The sequence below is a fragment of the Prevotella sp. TCVGH genome (genome assembly GCF_023522295.1).
Classification (GTDB): Bacteria; Bacteroidota; Bacteroidia; order Bacteroidales; family Bacteroidaceae; genus Prevotella; species Prevotella timonensis.
This window is the reverse complement of record NZ_QFFX01000010.1, coordinates 16,154-29,975: the sequence shown is the minus strand read 5'-3', so window position 1 is coordinate 29,975 and position 13,822 is coordinate 16,154. Positions and strand designations below refer to the sequence as shown.

The 13,822-nt window shown below is 43.9% G+C and carries 9 protein-coding genes and 2 tRNA genes; 8 read left to right on the top strand and 3 right to left on the bottom strand.

The window, feature by feature from the left end; all coding sequences use genetic code 11:
- The first annotated feature begins 23 nt into the window (after window positions 1-23).
- From DEM91_RS03165 to DEM91_RS03145, 5 genes are all read left to right on the top strand, one after another.
- Window positions 24-1,169, top strand: a complete 1,146-nt coding sequence (locus tag DEM91_RS03165; RefSeq protein ID WP_195252801.1) for a zinc ribbon domain-containing protein — start codon at window positions 24-26, stop codon at window positions 1,167-1,169.
- Between the two features lie 277 nt (window positions 1,170-1,446).
- Window positions 1,447-3,825 carry a carboxypeptidase-like regulatory domain-containing protein gene (locus DEM91_RS03160; RefSeq protein ID WP_229039213.1) on the top strand — a complete coding sequence of 793 codons (2,379 nt, stop codon included), beginning with the start codon at window positions 1,447-1,449 and terminating at the stop codon, window positions 3,823-3,825.
- Window positions 3,826-3,849: 24 nt separating this feature from the next.
- The gene (locus DEM91_RS03155) at window positions 3,850-5,142 is read left to right on the top strand and encodes a DUF5103 domain-containing protein (RefSeq protein ID WP_249857972.1); all 1,293 of its coding nucleotides are present in this window, start codon (window positions 3,850-3,852) and stop codon (window positions 5,140-5,142) included.
- Window positions 5,143-5,288: 146 nt separating this feature from the next.
- Window positions 5,289-5,361, top strand: a tRNA-Thr gene (locus DEM91_RS03150).
- 5 nt (window positions 5,362-5,366) lie between these two features.
- Window positions 5,367-5,437, top strand: a tRNA-Gly gene (locus tag DEM91_RS03145).
- Window positions 5,438-5,645: 208 nt separating this feature from the next.
- Here the strand turns inward: DEM91_RS03145 and DEM91_RS03140 are convergent.
- On the bottom strand, window positions 5,646-7,151 hold the full coding sequence (locus DEM91_RS03140; RefSeq protein WP_249857971.1) for a glutamine synthetase family protein: 1,506 nt from the start codon (window positions 7,149-7,151) through the stop codon (window positions 5,646-5,648).
- Window positions 7,152-7,488: 337 nt separating this feature from the next.
- Here DEM91_RS03140 and DEM91_RS03135 point away from each other — a divergent pair, with 337 nt between their 5' ends.
- Genes DEM91_RS03135 through DEM91_RS03125 form a run of 3 tightly spaced genes read left to right on the top strand, consistent with a single transcriptional unit; the run spans window position 7,489 to window position 10,459 of the window.
- Complete coding sequence (locus DEM91_RS03135) at window positions 7,489-8,409, top strand: glycosyltransferase family 2 protein (protein WP_249857970.1); 921 nt, start codon at window positions 7,489-7,491, stop codon at window positions 8,407-8,409.
- A complete protein-coding gene (locus DEM91_RS03130; RefSeq protein WP_249857969.1) occupies window positions 8,361-9,338 on the top strand; it encodes a glycosyltransferase family 2 protein in 978 nt (325 codons plus the stop codon). The genes DEM91_RS03135 and DEM91_RS03130 overlap by 49 nt, the downstream gene beginning before the upstream one ends.
- Window positions 9,335-10,459, top strand: a complete 1,125-nt coding sequence (locus DEM91_RS03125; RefSeq protein ID WP_249857968.1) for a glycosyltransferase family 1 protein — start codon at window positions 9,335-9,337, stop codon at window positions 10,457-10,459. Before DEM91_RS03130 ends, DEM91_RS03125 begins: the two co-directional genes overlap by 4 nt.
- Before the next feature lie 84 nt (window positions 10,460-10,543).
- Here DEM91_RS03125 and DEM91_RS03120 read toward each other — a convergent pair whose 3' ends face one another.
- Both DEM91_RS03120 and DEM91_RS03115 read right to left on the bottom strand, forming a co-directional pair.
- Window positions 10,544-12,601, bottom strand: a complete 2,058-nt coding sequence (locus DEM91_RS03120; protein WP_249857985.1) for an NAD(+) synthase — start codon at window positions 12,599-12,601, stop codon at window positions 10,544-10,546.
- Window positions 12,602-12,644: 43 nt separating this feature from the next.
- A complete protein-coding gene (locus DEM91_RS03115; RefSeq protein WP_249857967.1) occupies window positions 12,645-13,817 on the bottom strand; it encodes a DUF2027 domain-containing protein in 1,173 nt (390 codons plus the stop codon).
- Window positions 13,818-13,822: the final 5 nt, after the last annotated feature.

Below are 13,822 nucleotides of genomic sequence, written 5' to 3'. Positions count from 1 at the left end.
AAGTATAGTAATACATTGATAACATGGCGATTATAAAATGTCCTGAGTGCGGTCATCAAATTAGTGACCGTGCACCCATTTGCCCTTCTTGCGGGGTAAAGATTGCAAATCAAATAACCACCTGTCCACAGTGTGGTGAAGTGTTTTTTAAGGATTTGAGACGCTGCCCTCGTTGTCAGCATCTCAACATGGATTATCAAAGCGTTATTCCTCAAAACGAGGAGGAAGAAACAACACCCACAGACAATCCTACACCCTTACCTGAGAATGGTGAGCAACCCTTACCTACACAGCCTAACAAAAAGAAAAAAACGACCAGCTTATGGATTGGATTCATCATAGCGATAGTTATTTGCTGCGGTGGTTATTATTTCTATTCTCAAGCTCAACATAATCAAGAGAAAGAAGCCTACGCCTTTGCATTGGCAAGTTCAGACCCCATAGTGTTGCAAGACTATTTGGATCGCTTTAAGAATGCACCCACCGCTCATAGAGATTCCATTCTCTCCCACCTTTCAGCCCTTCAGTCAATGGATCGAGAATGGACAGATGCATTGGTAAGCAACTCTAAAACCGCCTTGCAGAATTATATAGATCAGCATCCTGATTCACCACATAAAGCCGAAGCGCTTCGAAAAATAGATTCTATTGACTGGGTTTCAGTCAGTATGGCTCACACCTTGGATGCTTATCAAGTTTATTTGGAAGACCACCCCAATGGTGCGTATGTGGATATGGCAAAAGATGGCATTAAACGAATCAATGCTGCAACAGTACAACCTGAAGAACGAGCTATGATTAGTAATCTGTTCAGGCAATATTTTCAATACATTGACCAAAAGGATGCCGAAGGTTTGTCAAGCTTGATGAATCCGATAATTTCTTCCTTTTTAGGTAAGCCAGATGCCAATAAAAATGATGTGGTGCTGTTTCTACACAAACTCTATCGTGAGGATGTAGCAAGTATGAATTGGCATCTGCTCAATGATTTCAAGATAGAAAAGAAAGAAATAGGTGACGAGGAGTATGAGTATTCTGTCAACTTCTCTGTCAACCAAGATATTGAGAAGGTGGATAACACTCAAACAAGTAACCACTATCGGGTCAAAGCTAAGGTGAATCCAGACGATAAAATCACAGAATTTAATATGACCAGGATTATACAATAGTTCAGGAGATAATCCTTTTCTATGACGATGTTGGCACTCTGTTTCACTCATCATCATGATTGCCGATTCTATCCGAATGACATAAAGAAGGTCAATACCGCCTTTATGTCATTCGGCTTGAATAAGGACTTACTATGAAAGTGAAAGAAAAATAAGACAAGACTGAGATAGACAACAAACATCGTCTACTTTTGATGCTCAAGCCTAATACCATGCGCTTTCCTTACCTTTTCAAGTTTTGGCACAATATTTCGTGTCAGAATACGTTAAGATGACAATGATTAAATTGAGATTACTGCTCTTACCATTATTCGTACTTTGTGTCCTTTGTGCACAAAGTCAAACATTTATTCTACAAGGCAAAGTGGTTGATGAGCAACTCAATCCCATTGAATTGGCATCTGTCTCTTGCCTTGCACAAGGGAAGGCGACCGTTACCTCCTTAAAGGGCGAATTTAGCATGCGGTTACACACTGCCGATTCGGTTGTTGTCAAATTCTCAATGATAGGTTATCGTACCAAGAAACGTGTTCTACGCTCTCCAAAAGGAAAACAAACACTACAGATAGTTCTTTTTACCGATGAAACGACACTGAGTGAAGTGCACGTAAAAGGCGAACAGATACAGACAGGACAGACGCAAAATATAAAAGCAGAACATGCAAAAAACACACCTTCTGCGACAGGAAATGCCATAGAAGACCTTATCAAGACACAAGCTGGCGTCTCTTCTCATCACGAATTGTCCTCTCAATACAATGTGCGAGGTGGAGCCTTCGATGAGAATAGCGTTTATATCAACAACATAGAAGTTTATCGACCTTTCTTGGTTCGGTCGGGACAACAAGAAGGACTGTCTATTATCCACCCCGATATGGTAGAAAAGGTAGGCTTTTCTACAGGAGGATTTGCCGCAAAGTATGGCGACAAAATGTCGTCGGCATTGGATATCACCTACAGACAACCGAAACCATTTGAAGCCAATCTGTCTGCCAGCATGTTAGGTGCCAGTGCGTTTGTTGGGTTCAGAACAAAAAAGTTTTCATGGAGCAATGGTATTAGATACAAAACAAATCAGTATTTATTAGGAAGTCTGCAAACAAAGGGAGAATACAAACCTGCATTTTTAGATTATCAAACCTTTTGGGTCTATACCCCTAACCAACGTTGGAAAGTATCAATGATTGGAAACATATCTGATAATCATTATCAGTTTACACCCCAAAATAGAGAAACCTCCTTTGGAACACTCAAAAACGTAAAATCCTTCAAAGTGTACTTCGACGGACATGAAAAGGATCGCTTCACTACTTACTTTGGTGCCATGGATATTACTCGTAACTTTGGTGACTCTACTTCCATATCTCTTCTGGCTTCTGCCTTTTATACCAATGAGCGCGAGAAGTATGACATACAAGGGCAATACTGGCTTACACAGACAGAGACAAGTGAGAACTTAGGAGTTGGTACCTATTTTCAACACGCACGCAACTATCTTCAAGCACATGTAGAAAACGTAAAATTGATGGCTCGCCATACCACCAAGCGACATCGTATTGAAGCTGGCATCACCTACAAGTTTGAACGCATCAATGAGTACGCAGCGGAATACGAAATGAGAGACTCAAGTGGATATAGTATTCCGCACACGGGGAAAGACTTATACATGATTTATGCCTTACGAGCCAACAATCAACTAAAGTCCAATCGTATTGAGACCTACTTTCAAGATACTTATCGATTCGCCAATAAAGGCGGAAACACCCATTATACACTCAATTACGGAATCCGTATGAGCCATTGGAGTTTTAATAAGGAATTGGTGGTTAGTCCACGACTCTCATTGGGTATTATTCCAGCATTCAATGAAAACATGACTTTTAGGATAGCCACAGGTCTATATTATCAAACTCCTTTCTATAAAGAGATAAGAGACACTACCACCGTTAATGGCATCACTTACGCCCGACTAAACGAAAAAGCAAAGAGTCAGCGTTCTATCCACTTTATTACTGGTATGGATTACAGATTTCGTGTAAACAACAGACCTTTTAAGTTGACCACAGAAATATATTATAAAGCTCTCTCTAACCTTATTCCCTATAGTATCAACAATGTGAAAGTGGTGTACTATGGAGACAACAAGAGTTCTGGACATGCCATGGGTATTGACTTCAAATTATATGGTGAGTTTGTGCCAGATAGAGACTCATGGATTAGTTTTTCGTTGATGGATGCACGTATGAAGCTGAATGGAAAAACAATACCCATGCCTACCGACCAGAAATATGCGGTTAATCTGTTCTTCACGGACTTCTTTCCTGGCACGAATCGTTGGAAAATGTCTTTGAAACTTGCCTATGCAGACGGATTGCCCTTTGCTGCTCCGCATAAAGAGTTAGAAAGAAATTCTTTTCGTGCCCCTGCTTATAAACGGGTGGATATAGGTATGAGCTATAGACTGTTCAATAACGAGGAGAGAAGAACAAAGTCCATCTTTAAAAACATTTGGTTAGGCGTGGATGGTCTCAATCTGTTTGGCATCAATAATGTCAATTCCTATTATTGGATTACAGATGTTACCAACCAACAATATGCTGTTCCCAATTATCTCACGGGAAGACTTATCAATGGTCGCATCTTGTTTGAATTCTAAATAATAGAGTAATATTTAGGGCTTATGTTTCAGATAAAAAACATCTATACGTCAATTCTTAGGTTGAGTATATTCTTCATTTCTTGTGCAATCCCAGCAACTACCTTTGGTCAAAACGCTCAAATTTATAAAGAATCGATAGCTTCTTTACAAGTGGTAGCAGGTGATGATTGGCTCTCCCCTCCAGTCACTACTCTTGGAGGTCTGCCAATCAACATTTCCTTTGACGACCTTACACATGAATATCATCGATACACCTACTCTATTGAACATTGTGAAGCTAATTGGATGCCAAGCACACAACTCTTTGAAAGTGATTTCCTGAGTGGATTTGCAGAGGATAACATTATCAAGAGTTTTCAAAAGTCAGTGAACACAAAAGTGCAATATACGCACTACAGTCTTCAAATTCCCAATGCAGAATGTCAATTAAAAATGAGTGGGAACTATCGGTTGACAGTCTACGATGCGAATAATGACAATGAAAAAATACTGACCGTTTGCTTCATGGTTGTTGAGCCTTTAGCGCAAATTGGCTTAGATGTAACGGATAACACAGACTGGGATATTCGAGGAAATAATCAACAAGTCAACATGACTGTGAGATATGGCAACCTGTCTGTCACCGATCCACAAAAACAACTCCAAACAGTAGTACTTCAAAATGGGATATGGACGCAGCAACGATTCAACATTAAGCCGCAGTACATCACACCAGAGGGACTTCGTTGGGAACATAATGAGACACTTATATTCGATGGTGGCAACGAATATCGCAAATTTGAAACCTTAGATGTCAACCATCCCACAATGGGAATAGAAACAGTTGGCTGGGATGGTACCGACTATCATGCCTATGTTTGGACAGACGAGCCTCGACCCAGCTATGTTTACGACGAGGATGCGAATGGCAGTTTTTATATTAGGAATAGTGACAACATCGAAAACAACACCACTTCAGAATATCAGATAGTCCACTTTCGCTTACGAGCTCCGCAGCAAACTGGCGAGGTTTACCTGCACGGCAATTGGACTCATCATCAGCTTGCGCCCGAATATCGAATGACTTATCATCGAGATACGAAGTGTTACGAGAGTTCTGTACTTCTCAAACAAGGATATTACTCCTATCAATATGTCGTTGTCAATAACCAAAACGAACTAAAACCTGTATCATCAGAGGGCAATTTTTATCAAACAGAAAACAAATATCAAGCACTTCTCTACTTTAGAGGATCAGGCGAACGCACTGACCGACTTGTTGGTTATCAACAGGTAAGCTTCAAAATAGGGGCTACGACATCACTAAATAGATGAAAAAGAAAACAGTCGCAAGCATTCCTGCCATCCAAAACCAATTCGATAAAAGTGTTAATAAACTCTAATCTCGTTGATATGTGTCCTTGAACTATTGGTATATATCAAGCAAATTGCTTACCTTTGCATTCGCCTAAATAAGAAACGCCGATATGGCTCAGTTGGTAGAGCAACTCATTCGTAATGAGTAGGTCCCCGGTTCGAGTCCGGGTATCGGCTCTCTTGCGGAATTAGCACATCGGTAGTGCGTGGGCTTCCCAAGCCTGAGAGGCGGGTTCGATTCCCGTATTCCGCTCTATTTCTTTTATTAAAACATTCTACACTCCCCTATTTAAAGAATTAAGAGATGTTAAGGAACTCGGGTGGCAACTATGCCCCTTTATCCTTCATTGTTTAATACCGCAGTTTTTAAAATATCAGGAGTTAAGGGATTGTGCAGCCGAGGTTGTCTCTTTGGCTCCGCAACTCCTTAACTCCTGAATATCTATTTTGCCGTTGCAGGCTTATCCACAGTGGAAGTATTCCTGCACGAGCTTCTTCGTGGCATCGTGGTTCTTCTCGATGTCGTGGCGGAGCGTGCGGTCATTGAATGAGCGGAGCTGCTTGATGATGCCGTCGATCATGGCCTTGCTGAACACGCCCTTCTCCTCATACACCGCGCGCTGGCGCTCGAGGCAGTCGGCGGATGCGCAGCAGCTGTCAGGCAACTGAGCCAGTTTACTGAGTTTGTCGGCGTTTGCTGCATCGTGTATGTTGACGTTGACGTATGTGCTGTCTGCCACTTCGAGCGCGTTGTCCATCTCGAAGCCATGGCGGCATGCCACGCAGAGGCCGGCGATGAGTTGGTACAGGTCGGCGCTGCCGTCCGGTGAGCGCATCTCCACCGTCTGCTTTGCCGATGTGTCGACGATGGCCTCCGGCTCCTGCGGGTTTGCTGCGTGGCAGAGGTCGATGCCTGCTGTCCACCCGAGCGGCACTCTGACGAGCACGCTGCGGTTGCGGTCGCCCCAGCAAACGTTTGTTGGCGCTTCCTGATGCGGCACGAGGCGGAAATATGACGTTGGGTTCTTGTTGCCAAAGGCGGTGATGCTCTCTGCCAGGTCCATCATTCCGGCGATGGCCTTGCGCGCTGCGGCGCTCAGTTTCCCGCCATCGAGCATCTGGTTCTTGCCGTCCTTCACCATGCGCATGTGTATGTGCAGCCCGCTTCCTGCCTTGCCCACGGTGATCTTCGGGGCGAACGTCACGTTGAGCCCCATCTCGTATGCCAGGTTCCTAATAGCCCATTTCGCCAGCATGAGCTGGTCGGCGGCTTTCTCGGCGTACACCGGCAGGAACTCAATCTCGTTCTGTTCGAAGAGCAGGCCGTCCTCTGTGAAGTTGCCCACTTCCGAGTGCCCGTATTTTATCTCCCCTCCGGTCTGTGCCACATAGAGCATGCACTGCTGGCGGAAGTCGTTCATCTTGGCATACGGGGCAGACTCGTGGTATCCGTGCTGGTCGATTGCCGGGAACACCTCCGGGTCTTCGTCTATGACGTAGTATTCGAGCTCGCCCATCGCATAGAACTCCATTCCCGTTGTCTCGCGGAATGCGCGGCACGCCTTGCGCAGCGTGTTCTCGGGAGAAGATGCGAGCGGATTGCCGTCTTTGTCGAAGTAACTGCACAACATGCAGAGCGTCGGGATTTCTGCGAATGGGTCGAGGAACGCCGTGCTGAAACGCGGCAGCACATACAGGTCACTGCTTCCCGCCTCGATGAATGAGAACAGGCTCGAGCCGTCGACACGCTCACCGCATGTCAGTATGGTCTCAAGGTAATCCCTGTTCGTGATGACAAAGTTGAGGGTCTTCAACTTGCCGTCGTCCGCAGGATACATGAAATTGACCATCTTCACTTCATTGGCCTCGATGAAGCGGATGATGTCTGCCTTCGTAAATTCTTCCGTAGGCTTCTGCAGGAATGCCACCACGGGGTTGGCATTCATTGCCAGTTCTGCTTTTGTCATAATTGTATTAAATTTTACAGGTTAGTAATGTAATTTTGCGTGCAAAATTAGTTATTTGTTTTCACACCGCCAAATAAAAACATGGAAATAATGCGGGGGGGGGGGGAGATTATAGACATAAAGTTTTGGATTATTTGATAAAGACAACGGGAATAGATCCTATAAAAAGATTTTTTCCTAACAAATTACGGAATTATCTTGCTCGAAGCCACTTATAACTACCAACAACCTTCCTTCCATGAAAGAGGGGTGAGAGTTTGCTTAACAAAACATGAAACCTATTTGTGTTTATGCGTAGAAACAGTTATCTTTGCAGATACGTTATAACAGTCAAGACATGCAATTAAGTATCATCATACCTGTCTATCTTGCCGAGGAAACATTGCAACGATGTGTGAAGAGTATTTTGCAACAAACCTTTACCAACTGGGAACTTATCTTGGTAGATGATGGTTCCCCTGACGGTTGTCCTGCGCTGTGCGATGAGTATTGCCAGCAAGATGCCCGCATCAAAGTGGTACATCAAGTCAATGGCGGACTAAGTGCTGCTCGCAATTCGGGTTTGTTACAGGCACAAGGTAGCTACGTCACGTTTGTGGATAGTGACGACTATGTGCGCAAAGACACCTACCAACAAGTGATGCAACAATTGGTGGAGAAACCAGAGATAGATATTATTGAATATCCTATCACCCTTCACGCTGGCAACAAACAACGAGAAAAGATATTGTCCTTTCCTGTAAAGAGTTACAACAATATGCTCACCTATTGGTTTGAGAGCAAAGCCTACCTACACACCTACGCTTGGAACAAGGTGTACAAACGCAGGCTTTTCAACCAAGTACGCTATCCTGCGAATAAGGTGTTTGAAGATGTGTACACCCTACCATTGCTATTACGACAAAGCAAGGTGGTAGCTACCACCGATAAAGGTATGTATTTCTACGTTGACAATCCGCAGGGCATCACCGCAACGGCTGGTGGTGAACAACTCAAGGATTTGCTGCATGCTCATCTTGCGGTGTTACAAGATTCTCAATTAACAGAACATGAGGGATTTGCCAATTACTACGAACACATATTAAACATACAAATGGATGTCTGCGAGATGACGGGAGCACAACCCACTCTACCCTCATTCAACTTTCGCGGTCAGCAAGGCATCCCATTCAAGACGAGGCTTTCCAGTCTCATAGGAATACAACGCTTATGTCAACTGAACCAATTTATACACAAGGTGTATCGAAGAAGTCGTTAGTGAGCTTCATCATACCCGTTTACAATTTGCCATCATCAATGGTCATCGAGTGCTTAGACAGCATTCTAATGCTATCGCTTGACGCACAAAACTGCGAGATAATTGTGGTAGATGACGGCTCCGACACGTCTCTCCTTGGCGCATTGAACGCTTATCTCGATAAAATTGTCTATATACGACAGCCCAATCAAGGGGCTGCAAGTGCTCGCAATATGGGGTTGTGTGTCGCCAAAGGCGAATATATCCAGTTTGTCGATGGCGACGATGCACTCATCCCCTTTGTCTATGAACATTGTTTGGATCTTGTGCGATGTCAGGATGCCGAGATGGTGAAGTTCGATTTGACACGCAACAAAATGCAAAAGAATACCTATAGTGTTGAGGGTCCCATGACTGGTAGCCAATATATGAGTACACACAACCTTAAAGTCGCTGTTTGCAGCATGCTCTTCAAGCGTGATTTGTTGTGCGGATTAAGATTTACACCAGGCTTGCTGAACGAAGATGAGGAATTCACACCCCTACTCATCTTGCGCACCGAACGATTGTACATCACCGATGCCAAGGCGTATTACTATCGAAAGAGAGACAACTCGTGTACCACAAGCAGAAATAAGAAAACCCAATTGCAACGCCTGCAAGATACTCTTCGGATATTGGGACAATTTCAGCAACGCATTGACACGCTGCCTCCTATGGAGCGAAACGCCATGCAGCGACGCATCGCACAGCTCTCTATGGACTATATATATAATGTGGCACGCTATACGCACAGTCTTCACCGACTTGAAACAGCCTTGCAAGAGATGAGGCGACATGGGCTATACCCGCTACCCGATAAGAAATATACCCGTAAGTACAGCCTTTTCAGACGCCTAATACGCACCAAAGCAGGCAGATATTTACTCATTTTACTGACACTGAGATGAAGATTTTGCTTTTAGGAGAATACAGCAATGTGCACTGGACATTGGCAGAAGGACTGCGACAGTTGGGACACACGGTAACCGTAGTATCGAATGGTGACTTCTGGAAGAACTATCAGCGCAACATCGATTTGTCGAGAACACTTGGAAAATTAGACGGTATGCGCTACATGGCAAAATTATACCGCTTACTCCCCTTGTTATGTGGCTATGATGTCGTGCAGGTGATTAACCCGATGTTCTTGGAAATCAAAGCACACCGCATCATGCCCATTTACAAATACTTGCGCAAACACAACAAAAAAATATTTATGGACGCCTTTGGAATGGACTACTACTGGGTTCATACCTGTTGCACCGACATGCCGCTGGGGTATAGCGATTTCAATATGGGCAAAGAATTGCGCCAAACAGTCGATGCACTAAAAGAGCAAAGGGACTGGTTGGGGACGGATAAACAATGGCTCAATGAATATATTGCAAACGATTGTGATGGCATCATTGCAGGACTTTACGAATATTGGGTATGCTACCACGCTCACTTTCCCGACAAAACAACGTTCATCCCCTTTCCTATTCGGACAAAAGCGATGAGAGAAAGGCAGCCAATGACAAATGGTGACCATCGGCTAAAACTGTTCATAGGCATCAATCGTGAACGGTCTGTCTACAAAGGAACAGACATCATGTTGAAAGCAGCACAAGACCTCGTGTTGATATATCCTCATCAAGTGAGTTTGCAAATAGCCGAAAGTGTGCCTTTTGAGCAATACCAACGCATGATGAACGGAGCAGATGTCATTCTGGATCAGCTTTACAGTTATACTCCTGCCATGAATGCGCTTGAAGCAATGAGCAAGGGAATTGTGTGTGTAGGGGGTGGCGAACCTGAAAACTACCAGATATTGCACGAGGACACGTTGAGACCAATTATGAATGTAAAACCCTGTTATGAAAGTGTTTACCACGAATTGGAGAGCCTGATATTGCATCCAGAAAGACTCAGTATTCTTCAACAGCAAAGCATCGCATACATTCAAAAGCACCATGATTACGTAAAAGTGGCGCAGCAGTATATTGACTTTTATAATAGCAGCGAACCAGTCACAAAGAAAAAAGAGTAAAAAGAAAATCAGCGCACAACGGTTGATTTCCTTTTTACTCTTTTTCATCTAATGTTTTTTCGATTAGCGAACTAATAGTACGCTTTACAGAGTATCGCACTCTTCAAGCCACAACCTGCTGATTGCATCGCTTGGCATGCGCCAATCGCCACGAGGACTCAGGCTGACACTCGTCACCTTAGGTCCATCGGGCAAGCAAGAACGCTTGAACTGTTGTGAGAAGAAACGCTTGAAAAATACCTTGAGCCATTTTTTGATAGTCTCCTCGTCATATTGTCCTTTCATTTGAAGAGCATCGTTTGGTTGATGTTGCCCCTCTTGTGCCATGCTTTCAGCAAAGGCTTTCTTTGCCAAAAGGAATATTTTACGAGGTCGGAACCCAAAGCGCAGCACGTAATACAAGAAGAAATCGTGCAACTCGTAAGGTCCTACCAAATCTTCTGTCTTTTGTTCTATCTTCCCTTGTTCGTTGGCAGGGGTTAACTCTGGAGAAATAGGGGTATTGACGACGTCTAAAAGTATCGTCGCAATGTCTTGATTTTCGGCAAGGTGTTGAGCGTAATAGCTAACCAAATGGCGCAGCAAAGTCTTGGGTACGCCAGCATTGACCGCATACATAGACATGTGGTCTCCGTTGTAGGTTGCCCATCCCAAAGCCAATTCGGACATATCGCCCGTGCCAACAACAAGTCCATTGAGCTGGTTACTTAAATCCATGAGAATTTGCGTGCGTTCACGAGCTTGACTGTTTTCGTAGGTCACATCTTGCACTTGTGGGTCGTGTCCAATATCTTCAAAGTGTTGCAGTACACTCTTTTCGATATTGATTTCTTTGACCGTGACACCCAGTTTGTGCATCAGGTCCATGGCATTGTGGTAAGTACGTCCAGTAGTTCCGAACCCTGGCATCGTAACACCTATAATTCCCTTTCTATCCAGTCCCAACTTATCAAAGGTCAAGACGCAGACGAGCAAAGCCAAAGTTGAATCCAATCCGCCACTAACTCCAAGTACAGCCGTCTTGGCTTGTATATGTGACAATCGTGTAGCAAGTGCCATGGTTTGTATGTTGAGCACTTCAACACAGCTATCTGGCAAGAGATTGGTAGCGGGGACAAAAGGATGTGGATTTATCTTCCGCTCAAGTGTGAAGGTTGTTTCATTCTCTGGAGCTATACACGAAATATAATGGATAGCCGAGGTGTTGTTGAAAATAGCAAACTGGTTAGGACTCAAACTGCTTGAAAATCCTCTTTGACTGGCAAAGGTGTTGACTTGTCGCTGCGCATTTACGTAAGTAGAGTTGGTACGACGCTCCGCTCTCAGCATTTCAATATCTATCTGTGCACAATGGATTTGGCTTTCCATCGTGAAACGCTTTCCTTCTGCCAACAATACGCCATTCTCATAAATAAGTCCATTGCCTGCATAAACCAAGTCTTGTGTGCTTTCGCCATAACCACTGGCTGCATAGATGTAACCTGTGATGGTGCGCGAACTCTGCTGTGACAAGAGACTCTTGAGGTAGTCGAACTTGCCAATGACGACATCACTGGCAGAGAGGTTGAAAATCAGGTCAGCTCCAGCCAATGCCAACGTGTTGCTGGGAGGAACGGGCGCCCAAACATCTTCACAAATCTCTACGCCAAACTGCACCCCATCGTCAGTAGTATATATCTGAGGATCAGGAGTTACCACGATGTTTTGACCCGCATAACGAATGGTAGTCTCCTTCAAATCCTGCGAAGAAGCAAACCATCTCTTTTCATAAAACTCACTGTAGTCGGGCAAGTAGGTCTTCGGAATGACGCCTAAGATTTGCCCTCGCTGGATGACCATCGCACAGTTGAGTAACAAGTCACCCACCACAATGGGTAAGCCTACGATGCTAATCACATCCAACTGGCGTGTGAAGTCGAGCAAATGGAGAATGGAAACCTCGGAAGCCTCGAGTAGAAGCTTCTGTTGGAATAAGTCTTGGCAGGTGTAGGATGTAATTCCTAACTCTGGAAATACAATAATTTCAACTCCTTGCTCTTCAGCTTGCTGAATTTGGGCCTTTGTTTGTTCTACATTGTATATGCAGTCAGCCACTTTCACTAATGGCACTGCACAGGCCACTTTAACAAATCCGCTGTTCATCATAAAAGATTATAAGTTAATAAAATAAAGTCTATTGAAACCATTAACGAATTGTCACTTGGGTTGCCCCATAGCCATATTCTTGAAAACTCGCATCTTGGTATTGGTATTTCTTGTATCGATAATTCAAATCATTAATCAACGCTCTACGTAGTACGCCCTCCCCTTTACCATGGATGAAGACAATGCGTTGCCCCTTCTTATCTTTATATTGTTGAAGGGTGTCGCGAAACTTTTGCAATTGGAAATTGAGAATGTCTATGGCACTCATACCTGTAGTGGTATCTAATAGCTCGTGGGCATGCAAATCCACGACAACAATGTCTTCATCTCCACGATGTTTCAGTTGGAATGGGTTTCCTGTTTGTTTGCGAGCATTATATCGGCGGACATAAGTGTCGCTTTTTTTCTCGTCAGCTTTAGTCACCTCGATATGATCTTTTGGCTCTTTCTGATACATTTCTTCCTTCAATTGCTTGGAGTCTACGACTAAAGGACGGGTCACTTTGTCGTTTTCAACAATCGTATATAGCAAGGCAGGAAGTTCAAAGAAATCATTTTCTTGAAAGGTATGAAGCTTATAGAACTTTACAGTATCTATTCTGAATTGCACATCTATTGTGGCCTTCAGCATAAAAGACTTGTCACGCTTGTACGAAAGCAATTGAATAGCCACATGTCCTAAATCGTTCAGATCTTCTTTTCCAAACTCTTCGATAAATTCTTTCGTGTTTGGTTCTACCTCCATGCTACTCTTCAGCTTCCAACTGTTACCCTCTGCCGATAAATATGTAAACCTAACGTAGTAGTTGCTATCGTTGACAAAGTAACTTTCAAAACGAGTATGCGTCATATCCTTCATGTCCATGGGGACAAAAGCCAGATAACAACTCAGCAGGTTGCCACCTTTTCTTTCCTCAGCAGGTGTACGAAAAGTGATTTCCTTGGTGGAAGGGTCATCGTCAATCGGTTCTTCTTCGTCATCGGTTGCCGATGAAGTAAGCGCATTTTTTACCGATGTGGGCTTAGGAAGTGTAGACCCAACAACTTTTCCAGTGCTATAATCGTCATCTATTACTTGTATCACATCATTGATGGGAGTTGGGATTTGAAAGCCGTCTTCATCTTCCACCAATACAATATTCTTTCCTTGGAATCCAGCAATGACACCACCACCCGACTCGCTAAGAAATCTTACTTTATCTCCTATTTTCATATTGT